16 protein-coding genes and 1 tRNA gene are annotated in these 15,825 nt (G+C 66.6%); 11 read left to right on the plus strand and 6 right to left on the minus strand.

The genetic code is table 11. The features are described 5' to 3' along the window. The first annotated feature begins 130 nt into the window (after positions 1 to 130). Together AC07WS_RS10115 and AC07WS_RS10120 are read left to right on the plus strand one after the other, a co-directional pair. Positions 131 to 400: a type B 50S ribosomal protein L31 gene (locus AC07WS_RS10115; protein WP_117013937.1), complete on the plus strand. Its 270-nt coding sequence runs from the start codon at positions 131 to 133 to the stop codon at positions 398 to 400. A 107-nt stretch (positions 401 to 507) separates the two neighbouring features. Then, on the plus strand, positions 508 to 2,232 hold the full coding sequence (locus AC07WS_RS10120) for an ArnT family glycosyltransferase (protein WP_494728907.1): 1,725 nt from the start codon (positions 508 to 510) through the stop codon (positions 2,230 to 2,232). A gap of 69 nt (positions 2,233 to 2,301) precedes the next feature. Here AC07WS_RS10120 and AC07WS_RS10125 read toward each other — a convergent pair whose 3' ends face one another. Together AC07WS_RS10125 and AC07WS_RS10130 are read right to left on the minus strand one after the other, a co-directional pair. Next, on the minus strand, positions 2,302 to 2,706 hold the full coding sequence (locus AC07WS_RS10125) for a hypothetical protein (protein ID WP_494728908.1): 405 nt from the start codon (positions 2,704 to 2,706) through the stop codon (positions 2,302 to 2,304). 29 nt (positions 2,707 to 2,735) lie between these two features. Next, positions 2,736 to 3,116 carry a gel scht gene (locus AC07WS_RS10130; protein ID WP_494728909.1) on the minus strand — a complete coding sequence of 127 codons (381 nt, stop codon included), beginning with the start codon at positions 3,114 to 3,116 and terminating at the stop codon, positions 2,736 to 2,738. A 242-nt stretch (positions 3,117 to 3,358) separates the two neighbouring features. On the opposite strand from AC07WS_RS10130, the gene AC07WS_RS10135 reads away from it, so the two are divergent. The 3 genes from AC07WS_RS10135 (at position 3,359) to AC07WS_RS10145 (ending at position 5,063) form a co-directional block, all read left to right on the plus strand. Beyond that, on the plus strand, positions 3,359 to 3,934 hold the full coding sequence (locus AC07WS_RS10135; protein ID WP_494728910.1) for an acyltransferase: 576 nt from the start codon (positions 3,359 to 3,361) through the stop codon (positions 3,932 to 3,934). Positions 3,935 to 4,032: 98 nt separating this feature from the next. Beyond that, positions 4,033 to 4,117 (plus strand) — tRNA-Leu (locus tag AC07WS_RS10140). 286 nt (positions 4,118 to 4,403) lie between these two features. Continuing rightward, on the plus strand, positions 4,404 to 5,063 hold the full coding sequence (locus AC07WS_RS10145; protein ID WP_494728911.1) for a PEP-CTERM sorting domain-containing protein: 660 nt from the start codon (positions 4,404 to 4,406) through the stop codon (positions 5,061 to 5,063). 60 nt (positions 5,064 to 5,123) lie between these two features. Here the strand turns inward: AC07WS_RS10145 and AC07WS_RS10150 are convergent, their stop codons facing one another. After that, a complete protein-coding gene (locus tag AC07WS_RS10150; protein ID WP_494728912.1) occupies positions 5,124 to 5,378 on the minus strand; it encodes a hypothetical protein in 255 nt (84 codons plus the stop codon). Between the two features lie 441 nt (positions 5,379 to 5,819). On the opposite strand from AC07WS_RS10150, the gene AC07WS_RS10155 reads away from it, so the two are divergent. From AC07WS_RS10155 to AC07WS_RS10170, 4 genes are all read left to right on the plus strand, one after another. Continuing rightward, the gene (locus AC07WS_RS10155) at positions 5,820 to 6,530 is read left to right on the plus strand and encodes a choice-of-anchor J domain-containing protein (RefSeq protein ID WP_494728913.1); all 711 of its coding nucleotides are present in this window, start codon (positions 5,820 to 5,822) and stop codon (positions 6,528 to 6,530) included. Positions 6,531 to 6,606: 76 nt separating this feature from the next. Continuing rightward, positions 6,607 to 6,924, plus strand: coding sequence for a hypothetical protein (locus AC07WS_RS10160; RefSeq protein ID WP_494728914.1), 318 nt, complete (start codon positions 6,607 to 6,609; stop codon positions 6,922 to 6,924). A gap of 97 nt (positions 6,925 to 7,021) precedes the next feature. After that, a complete protein-coding gene (locus AC07WS_RS10165; RefSeq protein WP_494728915.1) occupies positions 7,022 to 7,507 on the plus strand; it encodes a glycine zipper 2TM domain-containing protein in 486 nt (161 codons plus the stop codon). A gap of 143 nt (positions 7,508 to 7,650) precedes the next feature. Beyond that, positions 7,651 to 8,091 (plus strand): hypothetical protein, encoded by a 441-nt coding sequence (locus tag AC07WS_RS10170; RefSeq protein ID WP_494728916.1) that lies wholly within the window; start codon positions 7,651 to 7,653, stop codon positions 8,089 to 8,091. A gap of 1 nt (position 8,092) precedes the next feature. Here the strand turns inward: AC07WS_RS10170 and AC07WS_RS10175 are convergent, their stop codons facing one another. From AC07WS_RS10175 to AC07WS_RS10185, 3 genes are read right to left on the minus strand one after another with little or no spacing between them, the layout of a single operon-like run. After that, entirely contained in the window at positions 8,093 to 9,316 is a 1,224-nt protein-coding gene (locus tag AC07WS_RS10175) for an ABC transporter permease (RefSeq protein ID WP_494728917.1), read from the minus strand. A gap of 5 nt (positions 9,317 to 9,321) precedes the next feature. Continuing rightward, complete coding sequence (locus AC07WS_RS10180; RefSeq protein WP_494728918.1) at positions 9,322 to 10,065, minus strand: ABC transporter ATP-binding protein; 744 nt, start codon at positions 10,063 to 10,065, stop codon at positions 9,322 to 9,324. Then, complete coding sequence (locus AC07WS_RS10185; protein ID WP_494728919.1) at positions 10,062 to 11,294, minus strand: efflux RND transporter periplasmic adaptor subunit; 1,233 nt, start codon at positions 11,292 to 11,294, stop codon at positions 10,062 to 10,064. Before AC07WS_RS10185 ends, AC07WS_RS10180 begins: the two co-directional genes overlap by 4 nt. A gap of 240 nt (positions 11,295 to 11,534) precedes the next feature. On the opposite strand from AC07WS_RS10185, the gene AC07WS_RS10190 reads away from it, so the two are divergent. Together AC07WS_RS10190 and AC07WS_RS10195 are read left to right on the plus strand one after the other, a co-directional pair. After that, positions 11,535 to 12,512, plus strand: coding sequence for an alpha/beta fold hydrolase (locus AC07WS_RS10190; RefSeq protein ID WP_494728920.1), 978 nt, complete (start codon positions 11,535 to 11,537; stop codon positions 12,510 to 12,512). 63 nt (positions 12,513 to 12,575) lie between these two features. After that, positions 12,576 to 15,825: MHYT domain-containing protein (locus AC07WS_RS10195; protein WP_494728921.1), on the plus strand; the 3,250-nt coding region annotated here is incomplete at its 3' end.

Below are 15,825 nucleotides of genomic sequence, written 5' to 3' on the forward strand. Positions count from 1 at the left end.
TTTGCGTTAACGCCGGTATAATCCCCGATCGCATCAATTTTAACTCTGGCAAGTGAGCGGCAATCGGGTCAAGAAGCAGGACCGACCGACGAAGTGCTGTTTGGCTACCTAACTAACCGAAGGCTTCAAAATGAAACCAGAAATCCATCCAGATTACCGCGAAGTGGTGTTCCACGACCTGTCGTGCGACTTCAAATTCATCACCCGCTCGACCATCCAGACCCGTGAAAAGATCGAACACAACGGCAAGGAATACCCACTGGTCAAGATCGAGGTGTCGGCTGAATCGCACCCGTTCTACACCGGCAAGCACAAGATCGTCGACACCGCTGGCCGCGTTGAGAAATTCCGCCAGAAGTTCGGCGCCGTTGGCTCGAAGACCCAAGTCGCACAAGGCTGATTTTCGCCGCGATGAACAAAAAAGCAGCCTCTGGCTGCTTTTTTTGTTTGTTGGCCCTGCCCGTTTTCCTTCATACTCCCGTTCACCTCTCACTTGCACACCGATCGATGAAGCCAGTCCGTCTTCCCGCCGCCGCTACCCTGGCATTGCCGCGCTGGGCCCTGTTCGCCCTGGGCCTGCTGTACATCCTGCCCGGACTGATCGGCCGCGACCCGTGGAAGAACGACGACGCCGCCAGCTTCGGCATCATGTGGACCATGGCCCACGGCACCTGGCAGGACTGGCTGTGGCCCAACATCGCCGGCCTGTCGATGCCGGACGAGGGCCCGCTGGCGTTCTGGCTGGGCGCGCTCGGCATCAAGCTGTTCGGCTGGCTGATGGGCGACGTGCTGGCGGCCCGCGTGGGCACGGTCGGCGTGTTCCTGCTGGGCGTGCTGTCGCTGTGGTACGCCACCTTTAATTTAGGGCGTCGGCAGGACGCGCAGCCGCTGCGCCTGGCCTTCGGCGGCCAGCCCGAGCCGGACGACTTCGGCCGCACCCTGGCCGACGCCGCCGTGCTGATCTACCTCGGCTGCCTGGGCCTGCTGCTGCACAGCCACGAGACCACCTCGGAAGCGCTGCAGGTGTCGCTGGTGGCGCTGCTGCTGTACCGCACCGTGCGCTACGTGGAAGGCCCGTCGCTGCGCAACGCCGCGCTGAGCGGCCTGGCGGTCGGCCTGCTGACCCTGACGCGCGGCTGGGTCACGCCGGTGTGCCTGATGCTGGCCCTGTTCGCCTGCACCCGCTTCCTCGACCAGCCCGCCATCCGCGCGATGCGCGACCTGGGCGCCACCATCGCCGTGGGCGGCGCCGTGGCCGCGCTGTGGCTGCTGCCGGCGCAGGCGCTGCAACCCTACCACCAGCTGCCGCTGAACGCCTGGCTGGACTGGAACTGGGGCCAGTTCGGCATGGCCAGCATGCTCTCGCTCAAATTCTTCTTCCGCGTCGGCGTCTGGTTCTTCTGGCCGGCGTGGCCGTTCGCCGGCTGGGCCGTGTGGGCCTGGCGCCGCCAGCACCGCGCGCTGCACATCGTGGTGCCGCTGGCCTTCGTCACCATGGGCGCGCTGCTGACGCTGTTCAACGGCCAGCCCGAACAAGGCCAGCTGCTGGTGCTGCTGCCGCCGCTGGCCATCATGGCCGCCTTCGGCCTGCTGACCATGAAGCGCGGCGCCATCAACGCCATCGACTGGTTCTCGGTGATGGCGCTGACCTTGTGCGCGGCCGTGATCTGGGTGTTCTGGATCGCCAAGCTGACCGGCTGGCCGCCCAAGGCCGCCAAGAACGCGCTCAAGCTGGTGCCGGGCTTCCACCCCGAGCTGGGCTGGATCGCCCTGCTGGTGGCGCTGGCCGCCACCGCCGGCTGGTTCGCCTTGGTCCACTGGCGCATCTCGCGCCAGCCTGCCGTGCTGTGGCGCGCCGTGGTGCTGTCGTCCGGCGGCCTGATCCTGATCTGGATCCTGCTGATGACCTTGTTCCTGCCGGACGTCAACTACAGCAAGAGCTACGCCATCGTCGCGCGCCAGATCGCCGACAAGCTGCCGGCCGGCAGCCGCTGCATCGAGACCAACGTCGGCCCGGCCCAGCGCGCCTCGTTCGCCTACTACGCCCAGCTGCCGTTCGCCGGCGTCGAAGGCGCCCCGTGCGACCTGCTGCTGCTGCAGGACAGCATCAAGCTGCGCGACGAGCGCGAGATCCCGTCACGCTACCGCGACCAGCAATGGAAGCTGCTGTGGGAAGGCCGCCGCCCGGCCGACCGCGACGAGCGCTTCCGCCTGTACCGCCGCGCCGACTGACCATGCAAAAAGCAACGGCCCCGATCGACGGGGCCGTGGACAGCTTGCGGGGCCGCGCCCCGCGCGCCATCAGCGCTTGGCCATGACGGTGGTGTTGGCCGGCAGCCTGGCCATCATCGGCAGGCGCTCGTAGTTGCTGACGGTGAGGGTGTCGCCGTCATCGGCAAAGCTCATGCGCGCGCCGGTGCGGGTGATGAATTCCGCCGGCCCCACCGCGTAGATCTCCACCCGCTGGCCCTTGACCTCGCTGTAGAAGCGGCCGACCTGGCGCGTGAAACGCATGGTGTCGCCATTGCTGAGATGGTACGAGGATTGGTATTCCTGGAATTCCTGCGGCTCCATGTGATAACGGTTCGCGCTGATCTTGACGCTCTCGCCGGCGGCGTTGGCGGGGACGGCATCGGGCGCCGCACTGGCGACGGCGGCGACGGACAAGGCAGCGGCTACAGCCAAGCTCAACAGAGTGGTTTTCATGGTCTTGCTCCGATAGGTGGAAGGATGGTTTAGCGGCGGGCGACGACGATGGTCTCGCCGATGGCTTTGGCCTGCGGCAGGCGGGCGAAGTTGGCCACGCCGACGTTCTCGGCGTCGCTGAATTCGAAGCGGGTGCCGGTGGCGGTGACGAACTTGTCCTTGGCGATCGGGAAGATTTCCACGCGCTGGCTGTCGTCGAGCTGGGCGTAGTAGCGGGTCATGCGCTGGCTGAAGGTCAAGACCTGGCCGTTGGTCAACTGATACGCATTTCTGTAGTCGGCGAAGTCGCCCTGTAACAGATGGATGCGGCTGACGCCGCCTTTGATGTGCACGCTGGCATCGTCGGCGTGGGCGGCGGGGATGGCGGCAAAAGCCAAGGCGGCGACTACGCCGAAGAGAGTGGTTTTCATGGTGTGCTCCGTAAGATTATCGAGTGCTGCAAACTGCCGGGGAGCCACCGCTGCATTTTCAAATCAGCGGTAGACGGATGCAGATTAGCAAAGACCGCGCGCAAGATCCGGCGATTGCGACGGGCGGTCAATCCGCGTGCGCCAATGGCAAAAAAACGGGATGAACGGCGGCGGCGCGGCGGTGTAAGATGACGGCGTTGCCGAGCAGGCAAGCCCGCCCCCGCATACCTACAAGGATGGACATGAAACAGACATTGAAGCGCGTGATCAAGAAATGCCTCAAGGCCACCATCGGCTGGCCCAAGGACAAGCCCGATCCCATCGAGCACTTCCGCAAGAACGGCATGAAGGTGGGCGCCAACTTCCACATGCTGGAAGGCTGCATCATCGACGACTCGCACTACTGGCTGATCGACATCGGCGACAACGTCACGCTGGCGCCGCGGGTGCACGTGCTGGCGCACGACGCCAGCACCAAGATGCACCTGAACTACACTAAGATCAAAAACGTCTCGATCGGCAACAAGGTCTTCATCGGCGCCGGCAGCATCGTCATGCCGGGCGTGCGCATCGGCGACAACGTCATCATCGGCGCCGGCTCGGTGGTGACGCGCGACGTGCAGCCGAACGCGGTCTACGCCGGCAACCCGGCCAAGTTCATCTGCGGCATGGACGCCTACCTGGCCAAGGAAAAGGCGCGCATGACGGCGGAGAACACCTTCGGCGAGGAATACACGCTGCGCCAGGCGGTCGGCGCCGACCAGAAGGCCCACATGCAGCGCGTGCTGGCCAGGGACGGCATCGGCTTCGTCATCTGAGGCGGCGCGACCGGCATATAAATTCCGCATCATGGGTTGCGGCATGCAGGCAAATCAGTGATAATGCGGGTCGCGTTGCAGTTGGCGACGACACACCTGCCTCGGTGGTGAAATTGGTAGACGCAGGGGACTCAAAATCCCCCGCCGCAAGGCGTGCCGGTTCGATTCCGGCCCGAGGCACCATGAACATGTATTACTCCGTCTCATAAAATCTCAAAACCCGCATGCCTACAAGCTTCGCGGGTTTTTTGTTGCCTGATGCAATCTCAGCCAACATCATCCCATCGCAGGGCTAACTCGGGCAGATTCCGCTTATTTCCCCCAAAAGAGACTTTAAATATTTATTTAACAAGTTAAATTTTTCGGTTGACCAATGCTACAATATTGAAATTGCCTTTTGGGCAACCATTTGGTCAAAAAGCGAACCCGAAATGCTCAATTTCCGCATTTGTTTAATAAGGATATCTCGATGAAATTCAGTCTTATCAAATCGGCCCTTGTAGCTTGCGCGTTCAGTGCCGCAGGGGCCATTGCCGCACCGACCCCGGTTGCGATCGTCAATTCGTCGTTCGAAGCGGACACTACCTTTACGAATAATTGGCCCAACACCGCCTGGAGTCCCGGAATACTGTCCGGTTGGACCGTGACCGGCTCCGGCGGCGTGTGGAATGTCCGGGACCCGGCCTACTATCCTGGCGGCGCACCTGACGGCGTCAACGTCGCGTACAGCAATGGTGGCGTCATTTCCCAGACCCTGGCCTCCAAGTTGAGCAATAACACGGCCTATGCCCTGTCCGTTGCCGTAGGACGTCGCACCGACGTCCCAGCTGCGGACTACACAATTGAATTGCTGGCCGGCGGACACGTAGTCGCATCCGTGACCGATCCAGTGGTATTGACGCAGGGAGCCTTCAGTACGGTCAACCTGAATTACACGTCGGGTATCAACGATCCGTTTGCCGGCCAAGAACTGGGCATCGAATTCGTCACGGGAGGCGTACAAGTGAATTATGACAAAGTCTCGCTGACGGCCAATCCCCTCGCGCCCGTACCGGAGCCGGAACACTACGCCATGCTGTTAGCTGGTCTTTGCCTGATGGGCGCCGCGTTGCGCCGCAAGCAGTCTTGATCAGATCCTGGCCACAAGTCAAAACACCCGCCGCACGCGGGTGTTTTGTTTTGCGCGCGCTCAGCAAGCCCGGCGGCTGGAGGTCGACATAGGCGCGGCGAAACATAGTCGATCGGATAGGGTTGTAGCCTCGGTGAGCTTCGGTTCGTTCAGCAGCTTGGCTTTGTAGGCCATCAGCTCAACTTCCTCAATGTCGAAGCGCTTGAGCCATTGCTCAGCGGCCCAGCCAGTCAGGCGCGGCTCGCCATCTTTCGAGCCATAATGCAGGCTGACCTTCGGCGCGCGCACTTCCTTGCGCAACAGGTTCGGCAGCACCAGCCGCGCCGGTTTGGGCTGGTCGGTCCTGTCTTTCCTTGCTCAATCAAGTCCAACGCCAGCCTCTCGCTGACGTCGCGCTTCACCCATTCCGTGCCACTCGGACGTATCCATTAAAGCCGCAGGACTGAAATTTATCCGTCGAGCGGCAGTCCGCATTTGCGGGGGATCAAGGGGCGCGTCGAGGCCGTCCAGCTCTTTCGATCGCTCGTACGCCGGCACAGCGCAGTCGCCCGATGCGCCCGCGCAACGGCTGTTGCCCCGCCTTGCGTCTGCCTCGCCGGAAACCCTGTAAATCAGCACAAGCTTGTTCAGATTGTCATCGTTCTATTATCCACATGCTATCGTCGTTTCCTGCAATCTGGTCTGTGCGGGATTGCATTGCCCGGCGTGGCGGGAGCTTCGCCGGTATTTCCCAGATAGTTAGATGGAGGTGTAGAGATGGCTGTATCGTTTAAACCCGCTGTGATGTCCACCCTGTTCCTGGCCTTGTCCTTAAGCTTCGGCGCCGCCTCGGCCGACGCGCTCAACGAGAACTTCGACGGCGGCGTGCCGCACGGCTGGACCGTGGTCAACAACAGCGCCCCGCTGGGCACGCAAGGGTGGTTCCAGGGCAGCCCGGCCGCTTTCGGCGCGCACCAGGGCGCGGCCGGCTCCTACCTCGGCGCCGACTACAACAGCGGCGCCGACGTGGCCGCCATCAGCACCTGGCTGATACTGCCCACCGCGACCTACCGCAACGGCGACACCCTGTCCTTCTTCACCCGCACCGCCGACCAATCCATCTTCCCCGACCGCCTGGAAGTGCGCTTCAGCAATGGCGGCGGCGCCGACGTCGGCCACACGGCCGACAGCGTCGGCTCGTTCAGCACGCTGCTGCTGTCGGTCAATCCCAACCAGGACAAGTCCGGCTATCCGGAAGCCTGGACCCAGTACAGCGTGACGCTGAGCGGCCTGTCCGGCGCCACCAACGGCGCCTTCGCCTTCCGCTACGCGGTCGAGGACGGCGGCCCGGCCGGCAGCCGCTCCAACTACATCGGCATCGACACCCTGTCGATCACCGCCGTGCCGGAACCGGGCACCTACCTGATGCTGGGCGCCGGCCTGGCCCTGGTCGGCTTGGCGCGCAAGCGTCAAGCCAAGGCTGGCTGAGCGCCTTGGCCACCGTCCGCCGGCCCGGCGGACGGCTGCGGCCCCGGCCGGCGCCGCAGTCCGCTAGAATGGCGCGATGCCTCCCGCCAAACTTCCCAAATTTCCCGGCCCGCTGACCGCGCGCGGCGCCGTGCTGGCCGTCCTGCTGTCCAACACCGACCAGACCGGCGCGCCGCCGCTGCAGGGCCGCACCTCGCTGGCCGCCATCGTCAAGACGCTCAAGCGCAAATACCACTGGCCGGTCGAGATCGACAGCTTCCCGTCCAACACCGGCGACGGCCGCGCCAGCTGGGCCACCGTGTACAGCCTGCCGCCGGCCGTGATCGCCAAGGCGCTGGCCAGCGGCGGCCACGAATGGCTGGAACGGCGCCACGCCGCCAAGAGCGCGCCGTAACATCTGCTTACTCTGGAAACACTTTCTGCGTCACCGGTTTTATCCTCCGGCTCGTTATATGAGCAAGCGCCACCGTGGCGCAACACAGGAGAATAAAATGACGACCACCCCAACCACCCGTATCCACCCTCTGATGGCCGTAGCGGCCGTATCGCTGACGCTGGTAAGCCTGGTCGGCGCCGCATCGATCGCCGGCCTGCTGCCCAGCTCGCACGCCACGCCCGACACCACGCCGGTGGTCGCCAACGCCGCGCCGCAGGCCGGCCAGCAGGCGGCCAACCAGCCGATGCCGGAAAGCCGTCCCGCCGTGGTCGAGCACCGCACCGTGCACCATGTGACCCCGCAAGTGCGCCATGTGAACAATGACGACTACGTCGCCCAGGCGCCTGCCGCCCAACCGCAGCCTCAGGCGCCAGCCCCGGCACCGGTGGCGCAGAACAGCCCGCTCGGCATGGGCATAGGCGCGGTGGTCGGCGGCTTGATCGGCAACCAGGTCGGCGGCGGCAAGGGCAAGACGGCGGCCACCATCGCCGGCGCGGTCGGCGGCGCCTACGTCGGCAACGAGATCGCCAAGAAGAACTAAGCCCGCCCACGGCAAGCAACGGCCCGGCCCCCGCACAGGGGACCGGGCCGCTTTGTTTGGGCCGGATCAAATCTGAAGGTTAGTTTCCCAGTGGAAAATATGACATAATGCTCGCTGCTCTACCGCCACGCATCCCCAACGTCATGACCACTGCTACCGACCAATACGAAGAACTGCGGCAATTCTGGGACCAGCGCGTCAAGGCCAGCCGGTGGCTGATCCTCAAGACGCTGGTGCTGGGCGTGCTGGCGGCCGTGTGCGGCGTGCTGGGCCAGGGCTGGCTGGAGGACGCCAGCCCGCTGTTCCCCATCATCAGCCAGAACTACGGCATGTGGCAGGCCGGCTACCTGCTGGCGCTGGTGGTGGTGTTCCTGATCTGGTCCGCCGCCATGTTGCAGAAGTTCAGCCTGCTGCGCAACAGCAAGCAGGGGCGCGACATGCAGCGCCGCATCGACGAGCACAACGAGCGCATCGCCCAGAAAAAACTCGAGGCCAGGCAGCGCCGCGAGCAGGAACAGCAGGAGCGCGAGGCCGCTCCGTCCTTCTTCAAGACCTCCCCCCGCAGCACCAAGTTCGACTACTGAGCTACTCGTAGCGCAGGCAGTCGACCGGCAGCAGCTTCGAGGCCCGGCGCGCCGGGTAGAAGCCGAAGAACACCCCCACCAGGCTGGAGAAGCCGCACGCCACCACCACCGCCTGCAGCGTGATGAACACGTCGAACTTGCCGGTGGACGTGATGGCCGCCGCCGCGCCGGTCGCCAGCATGATGCCGAACACGCCGCCCACCAGGCAGATCACCACCGCCTCGGTCAGGAACTGCAGCAGCACGTCGCGCGGCTTGGCGCCGATCGCCATGCGGATGCCGATCTCGCGGGTGCGCTCGGTCACCGACACCAGCATGATGTTCATGATGCCGATGCCGCCCACCACCAGCGAGATCGCGCCGATCAGCCCCAGCAGCGCGGCCAGGCCGGCGCTGATCTTCTGCGCGGTCTCGGCGAACGAGGCCAGATTGTCGATGCGGAAGTCGTCCGGCTGCTCGAACTTGATGTGGTGGCGGTCGCGCAGCGTTTCATTGATGTCGGCGATGGCGTCCTGCAGGTTGCCGCCGGACTTGCCCTGCGCCACCACGTAATGCACGTTGCCGGGGAAGGGCAGGCGCACCAGGTTGGCCGCCGAGGCCGTGATCGGCACCAGCACGTAGTCGGCCAGGTCGCCGCCGTCCACCTGCTTGCCCTCGCCGTACAGCACGCCCACCACCTGGAACGAGACGTTCTCGATGCGGATGTACTTGCCCAGCGGGTCGACCTTGTAGAAGAACTGGTCGGCGATCTTCCTGCCGATCACCACCATGCGCGAGGCGGCGCGCACGTCGGCGTCGCTGAAGGCGCTGCCCTTGTCGATCTTCCAGCCGCGGATCTTGAACATGGCCGGCGTCACGCCGTGCACCGTCTTCGAGGCATTCTCGTTGCCGACCGCCAGGTTGAAGCCGCCCTGCAGCACGCCGGCCGCGCCGGCCAGCGACGGCAGCGCGTTCAGCGCGGCCGCGTCGGCCATGGTCAGGGCCGGGGCCGCGCCGGTGCGCATGCGCTGCTGCTGCGCGCGGTCGCCGCCGGGCGAGACGAACAGCATGTTGGTGCCCAGCTGTTCGAGCTCCTTGGCGATGAAGCGCTTCATGCTGTCGCCCACCGCCAGCAGCAGCACCACCGAGGTGATGCCGATGATGATGCCCAGCATGGTCAGCAGCGTGCGCAGGCGGTTCGCCATCATCGAGCGGAACGCCTCGACTACGATCTGTAAAGGATTCATATCGTTTATACGGTTATGGTTTCGTGGCTCTGCGACATCAAGCGCAGGCCCTCGGCGGCCGGGCCGTCGTACAGCACGTGGCCGTCCTTGAGGCGCATCAGCCGCTTGCTGTAGGCCGCGATGTCGGGCTCGTGCGTGACCAGCAGGATGGTGATGCCGCGCTCCTCGTTGAGCTGCTGGAAGGAGCGCATGATCTCGACGCTGGTCTGCGTGTCGAGGTTGCCGGTCGGCTCGTCGGCCAGGATCAGCGGCGGATCGCCCACCAGCGCGCGGGCGATCGCCACCCGCTGCTGCTGGCCGCCGGACAGCTGGTTCGGCGTGCGCCTGGCGTAGTCCTTCAGGCCGACCCGCTCCAGCTCCACCAGCGCCTTGGCGTGCGCCTTCGAGCGCGACACGCCGGCGTAGATCAGCGGCAGCGCCACGTTCTCGGCCACGCTCATGCGCTTGATCAGGTTAAAGCTCTGGAACACGAAGCCGATGGTGCGGTTGCGGATGGTCGCCAGCTCGGCGCGCGACAGGGTCAGCGTGTCGACGCCGTTGAGGTGGTAGCTGCCGCCGCTGGCCTGGTCCAGGCAGCCGAAGATGTTCATCAGCGTCGACTTGCCCGAGCCGGACTGCCCCATCACCGCCAGGAAGTCGCCGCGCGGCACGGCCAGGTCGATGCCGAACAGCACCTGGGTCTCGACGTTGCCGGAGAAGTAGCTCTTGGTGACCTGGCGGATGTCGATCAGCGGTTGCGGCGCCGTCACAGCTCCCCCTGCTTTTCGTTGATGGCGCGCGTGATCACCTTGTCGCCCTTTTTCAGCTCGCCGCCCACCACCTCGGTGTAGCGGAAGTTGGACAGGCCGATCTTGATGTCCCTGGCCACCGGATTGTTCTTGTCGTCCATGGTGTAGATCTTGAACGAGCGCGCCAGCTCGCTCTTGCTGCGGAAGGCGGCGTCGTCCTCCGGCTGCGCCTCGGCCACGGCGGACGCGCTGGCCGAGGCGCTGGCGCCGGCCTTGGCGGCGGCCGCCTTGTCCTTCTTGGCCTGCTTCTCGAGCTCCTCGTCGCTCAGGCGGAAGCGCAGCGCGGCGGTGGGGATGCGCAGCACCTGCTGGCGATTGCCCACCAGCAGGCGCACCTGCGCCGTCATGCCCGGCTTGAGCAGCTCCTCCTTGTTGTCCACGTCCAGCACCACGTTGTAGGTGACCACGTTCTGCACCACGTTGGCGGCCAGCCGGAACTGGCGCATGCGCGCCTCGAATTCCTTGTCGGGATAGGCGTCCACCACGAAGCGGGCCGCCTGCCCCTCCTTCAGCGCGCCGACGTCGGCCTCGGAGACGCTGGTGTCGATCTGCATCTTGGTCAGGTCGCGGGCGATCTGGAACAGCGTCGGCGTGGTGAACGAGGCCGCCACGGTCTGGCCCAGGTCCACGGTGCGCTTGATGACCACGCCGTCGATCGGCGAGCGGATCACGCTGTTGTCCAGGTCGGCCTGGGCGCGCGCCAGCTGCGCCTGCGCCAGCTGGATGTTGGCCTGCGCCACCTCCACCTCGCGCTTGGACTGGTCCAGCGCCAGCGGCGAGATGAAGCTCTGCGTCACCAGCGTCTGGTTGCGCTGGTGGGTGGCCTGCGCCAGCCGCAGGCTGGCCCGCGCCGACGCCAGTTGCGCCTCCACCTGGCGGATCTGGGCGTTGAAGATTGTCGGGTCGAGCTTGAGCAGCACCTGGCCCTTCTGCACGTGGTCGTTGAAGTCCGCCTTCAGCTCGCTCACCGTGCCCGACACCTGCGAGCCGATGTTGATCAGCGCCACCGGGTTGATGGTGCCGGTGGCCGTCACCGTCTGCGTGATGTTGCCGGTGTCGGCGGCGGCCACGCGGAAGCGCGGCGGCTCCACCACCGGGGCCTTGCCCTTGGAATACCAGGCGGCGCTGGCGCCGCCGATCACCAGCAGGCCCACGGCCAGCGCTATTTTCTTCTTGGTCAGGAAAGCCATCGTCTCTACACATCCCATAGGTGAGATCCGTCGGTATGCGGATCAGCCCGCCAAGTATATGGCGTTTTGCAAGGAATGCAACATGGCAAGGTTTGGCCGCCTCCATCCAAGGGCGGAGGCCCCGGCCACCAGATCGGGGTATGTGCAAAGTTGCAGTCCCATCTTGCACGTATGGGCGTTCCCAAGCGGGCCGGACCTGCCTACCATGAGGCTCACCACCACTCAAAAAGGAAGCACATCATGTCCAGCAAAACCCTCGATACCTCCCGCCGTTCGGCCATGGTCGGCGGCGCCGTCGCAGCAGCCGCAGCGGTCGCCGGCGCCCTGCCATTGGCCGCCGTCAGCGGCGACAGCCAGGCCGCCGCCACCGCCAAGGTGCAGAAGTCGGTCAGCACCATCACCACCCGCGACGGCGTGGAAATCTACTACAAGGACTGGGGTCCGCGCGGCGGCCAGCCGGTGGTCCTGAGCCACGGCTGGCCATTGAACGCCGACAGCTGGGAATCGGCCGCCTTCCACCTGGCCAACAACGGCTTCCGCGTGATCACCCACGACCGCCGCGGCCACGGCCGCTCCAGCCAGCCGTGGGACGGCAACGACATGGACCACTACGCCGACGATCTGGCCCAGCTGATCGAGGCGCTGGACCTGAAGCACATCATCCTGGCCGGCTTCTCGACCGGCGGCGGCGAGGTGGCGCGCTACGTCGGCCGCCACGGCACCGGGCGCATCGCCAAGCTGGGCCTGATCTCGGCGGTGCCGCCGCTGATGCTCAAGACCGCCACCAATCCGGGCGGCCTGCCGATGGAGGTGTTCGACGGCCTGCGCGCCGCCTCGGTCGCCAACCGCGCGCAGCTGTACCTGGACCTGGCCTCCGGCCCGTTCTACAACTACAACCGTCCGGGCGCCAAGCCGTCGCAGGGCATCATCGACGCCTGGTACGCGCAGGGCATGCAGGCCGGCCACAAGAACACCTACGACTCGATCAAGGCGTTTTCCGAAACCGACTTCCGCGACGACCTGAAGAAGTTCGACAAGCCGACCCTGGTCATCCACGGCGAGGACGACCAGATCGTGCCGATCGACGCCGCCGGCCGCGCCTCGGCCGCCATCGTCAAGCACGCCAAGCTGATCACCTATCCGGGCGCGCCGCACGGCCTGACCGACACCCACAAGGACAAGTTCAACGCCGACTTCCTGGCCTTCGCCCGGTCCTGATCCAGCAGCGCCGCGTTATGTGATAAGGTTTCTGCTGTGCCAGTTCGCCACAGCGGAAACCTTATGAATATCGAATCACTCCTGCAGCTGTTTGCGCCGCCGGCCCATCCCTCCCTGATCCAGTACGGCAGCTACACGCCCTCGCTGGTGCTGCTGTCGGTGCTGGTCGCCATCTTTTCCTCCTGGATGGGCCTGCAAGTGGCGGCCCAGGCCCAGTCCAGCCGCACGCCCGGCCTGCGCGCCATCATGCTGTCGACCGGCAGCCTGGCGCTGGGCTGCGGCGTGTGGGCCATGCACTTCATCGGCATGCTGGCCTTCAACCTGTGCACGGCGGTCGACTACGACCACGGCATCACCCTGCTGTCCCTGCTGCCCAGCCTGGCCGCGTCGGCCATCGCCCTGTCCATCATCAGCCGCCGCCGGCTCGGCACCGGCTCGCTGCTGAGCGGCGGCGTGCTGGTGGGCGCGGGCATCGGCGCCATGCACTACACCGGCATGGCCGCGCTGCGCATGAGCTTTGAGCTGCGCTACGATCCGCTGATGTTCGGCCTGTCCATCGTAGTGGCCGTGGTGCTGGCCACGCTGGCGCTGTGGATACGCTTCGGCCTGCGCAGCCTGCGCCGGCCGCTGCCGCCCAACGTGCTGGGCCTGGCCAGCGCCACCGTCATGGGCTGCGCCATCGCCGGCATGCACTACACCGGCATGGCCGCCGCGCGCTTCGCCGGCCAGCCCCAGGCCGGCGCCGCGCCCGAGCAGAACAGCACCTTCCTGGCGCTGGCCATCACCCTGATCACGGTGGCCATCACCATCTTCATCGTCTCGGCCAACGGCCTGCTGCGCTACCGCGAACTGTTCCGCCAGAAGAGCGAGAGCGAGGCCTGGATGCGCGCCCTGCTCACCACCACCGTGGACGGCGTGGTCACCGTCGACCGCCAGGGCGTGATCCTCGAGTTCAACGCCTCGGCCGAGCGCATCTTCGGCTGGCGCCGCGACGAGATCGTCGGCCGCAACATCCGCCTGCTGATGGACGACACCCGGCGCTCGGAACAGGACGGCCTGCTGGCCTACCTGCGCACCGAGAACGCGGCCATCCCCGGCAAGGGCAGCGAGGTGATCGCCGTGCGCAAGGACGGCGGCAAGGTGCCGATCCGGCGCGCGCTGGGCCACGCGCGGCTGGCCGACCGCGACCTGTTCGTGCTGTTCATCACCGACATCAGCGAACGGCGCGCCATCATGCAGGCGCTGCGCGACAGCGAGCAGCAGTTCCGCTCGCTGATCGGCAACATCCCCGGCATCTCCTTCCGCAGCAGCATGCGCTTCGACGCGCCGCCGGTGTTCGTCAGCGACGGCATCGAGCGCCTGGCCGGCTATCCGGCCAGCGACTTCGTCGGCGAGGGCCGCAGCCGCACGCTGAGCAGCCTGATCGTGGCGGAAGACCGGCCCGGCGTCGAGGCCGAGATCAACCGCGCGGTCGCCGAGCTGAGCGCCTACCAGGTCGAATACCGGCTGCGCCACGCGGACGGCCACTGCAGCTGGATGTGGGAGCACGGCGCCGTCACCCAGGACGAGAGCGACCCCGAACTGCGCTGGATCGACGGCGTCATCCTCGACATCGACGAGCGGCGCCAGATGGAGCAGGAGCTGCGCAAGGCCAAGGAGACGGCCGAGCAGGCGGCCGCCGCGCGCGCCAGCTTCGTGGCCAACATGAGCCACGAGATCCGCACGCCGATGAACGCCATCCTCGGCTTCACCGACGTGCTGCTGGACACCGAGCTCGACGAGAGCCAGCGGCGCCACCTGGACACGGTGCGCAAGGAGGGCCGCTCGCTGCTGCGCCTGCTCAACGAAATCCTCGACACGGCCAAGCTGGACAAGGGCGCGGTGGAGCTGGAGCCGGACGACTACAGCCTGCTGGGCCTGATCGACGAGCTGGCCTCGACCTTCGGCAGCAACGCCCGCAGCAAGGGGCTGTCCATCGACATCGCGTACGACCCGTCGCTGCCGGCCTGGCTGCACGGCGACGAGCTGCGCATGCGCCAGATCCTCGGCAACCTGCTCGACAACGCCATCAAGTTCACCGCGGCCGGCAGCGTCAGCCTGCATGCCAGCGCGGCCAACGGCCAGCTGGCCATCGCGGTGCGGGACACCGGCATCGGCATCGCGCCCGAGCGGCTGGAGGCGATCTTCGACCCGTTCACCCAGGCCGACGCCTCGATGACGCGGCGCTTCGGCGGCACCGGCCTGGGCACCACCATCAGCCGCCAGCTGGTGGCGCTGATGGGCGGCAAGCTGTGGGCCGAGAGCACGCCCGGCCAGGGCACCACCTTCCACCTGACCCTGCCGCTCGAGCCGGCCCGCAACGACAGCAGCCAGAGCGCCGAGCGCAGCCCCTATCCGCTGCCGCCGCTGCGGGTGCTGGCGGCCGACGACGTGCCGCAGAACCTGGAGCTGTTGACGCTGCTGCTGACCAAGCGCGGCCACACGCTGGAGCGGGCCGGCGACGGCGCCGCCGCGCTGCGCCTGTCGGGCGAGCGGCACTACGACCTGATCCTGATGGACATGCAGATGCCGGTGATGGACGGGCTGGAGGCGACGCGCGCGATCCGCGCACGCGAGCGGGCGGCCGGCGCGCCGGCCGTGCCCATCGTCGCGATGACGGCCAGCGTGCTGGCGGCGCACCGCGAGGCGGCGGCCACGGCCGGCATGAACGGCTTCGCGGCCAAGCCGGTGGACTGGTACGCGCTGTCGCACGAGATCGCCCGCGTGCTGGCGCTGCCGCCGCTGGAGCACGCGCCGGCCGCGGCCGGGGCGCCGGCCCGGGCCCGCGTGCTGAACCAGAAGACCGGGCTGCTGCGCTGGTCCGGCGACGAGGCCGCGTACCACCAGGCGCTGCACCGCTTCGCCGCCGACTACGGCAGCGCCGCCACCGCGCTGGCGCGGCTGTTCGCCAGCGACAGCGCGACCCGCCTGGCCGACGCCCAGGCCTGCTGCCACAAGGTGCGCGGCGTGGCCGCCAACCTGGGACTGGAGCAGCTGGCGGCCACGCTGGCGCAGGCTGAAAAATTGTGCGGCTCGCCGCAGCGCGGGGCCGGCGCGGCCACGCTGCCGGCCGAGCTGGCGCAGCTGCAGCTGACGCTGACGGCGCAGCTGGACGCCGCGCTGAGCGCCATCCACGCCATCGAGCCGCCGCGCGCCGCGCGCGCCGCCCAGGCGCCGGCCGGCGCCGCCGGGCACGCGGACGCAACGGCTGTCTCTTCTCCACATCTGACGCTGCCGACGAACAACTACTGGTGTAGATCTCGGTGGTCGCCGT

This window comes from Duganella sp. GW821-FHT01E12 (genome assembly GCF_059422325.1).

Bases quoted from the DNA above. Each gene is read 5' to 3' on its own strand.
- AC07WS_RS10155 (WP_494728913.1), top strand. From the start codon at position 5,820: ATGGCTGTATCGTTTAAACCCGCTGTGATGTCCACCCTGTTCCTGGCC.
- AC07WS_RS10125 (WP_494728908.1), bottom strand. From the start codon at position 2,706: ATGAAAACCACTCTGTTGAGCTTGGCTGTAGCCGCTGCCTTGTCCGTC.
- AC07WS_RS10175 (WP_494728917.1), bottom strand. From the start codon at position 9,316: ATGAATCCTTTACAGATCGTAGTCGAGGCGTTCCGCTCGATGATGGCG.
- AC07WS_RS10185 (WP_494728919.1), bottom strand. From the start codon at position 11,294: ATGGCTTTCCTGACCAAGAAGAAAATAGCGCTGGCCGTGGGCCTGCTG.
- AC07WS_RS10135 (WP_494728910.1), top strand. From the start codon at position 3,359: ATGAAACAGACATTGAAGCGCGTGATCAAGAAATGCCTCAAGGCCACC.
- AC07WS_RS10170 (WP_494728916.1), top strand. From the start codon at position 7,651: ATGACCACTGCTACCGACCAATACGAAGAACTGCGGCAATTCTGGGAC.
- AC07WS_RS10145 (WP_494728911.1), top strand. From the start codon at position 4,404: ATGAAATTCAGTCTTATCAAATCGGCCCTTGTAGCTTGCGCGTTCAGT.
- AC07WS_RS10160 (WP_494728914.1), top strand. From the start codon at position 6,607: ATGCCTCCCGCCAAACTTCCCAAATTTCCCGGCCCGCTGACCGCGCGC.
- AC07WS_RS10120 (WP_494728907.1), top strand. From the start codon at position 508: ATGAAGCCAGTCCGTCTTCCCGCCGCCGCTACCCTGGCATTGCCGCGC.
- AC07WS_RS10115 (WP_117013937.1), top strand. From the start codon at position 131: ATGAAACCAGAAATCCATCCAGATTACCGCGAAGTGGTGTTCCACGAC.
- AC07WS_RS10190 (WP_494728920.1), top strand. From the start codon at position 11,535: ATGTCCAGCAAAACCCTCGATACCTCCCGCCGTTCGGCCATGGTCGGC.
- AC07WS_RS10130 (WP_494728909.1), bottom strand. From the start codon at position 3,116: ATGAAAACCACTCTCTTCGGCGTAGTCGCCGCCTTGGCTTTTGCCGCC.
- AC07WS_RS10165 (WP_494728915.1), top strand. From the start codon at position 7,022: ATGACGACCACCCCAACCACCCGTATCCACCCTCTGATGGCCGTAGCG.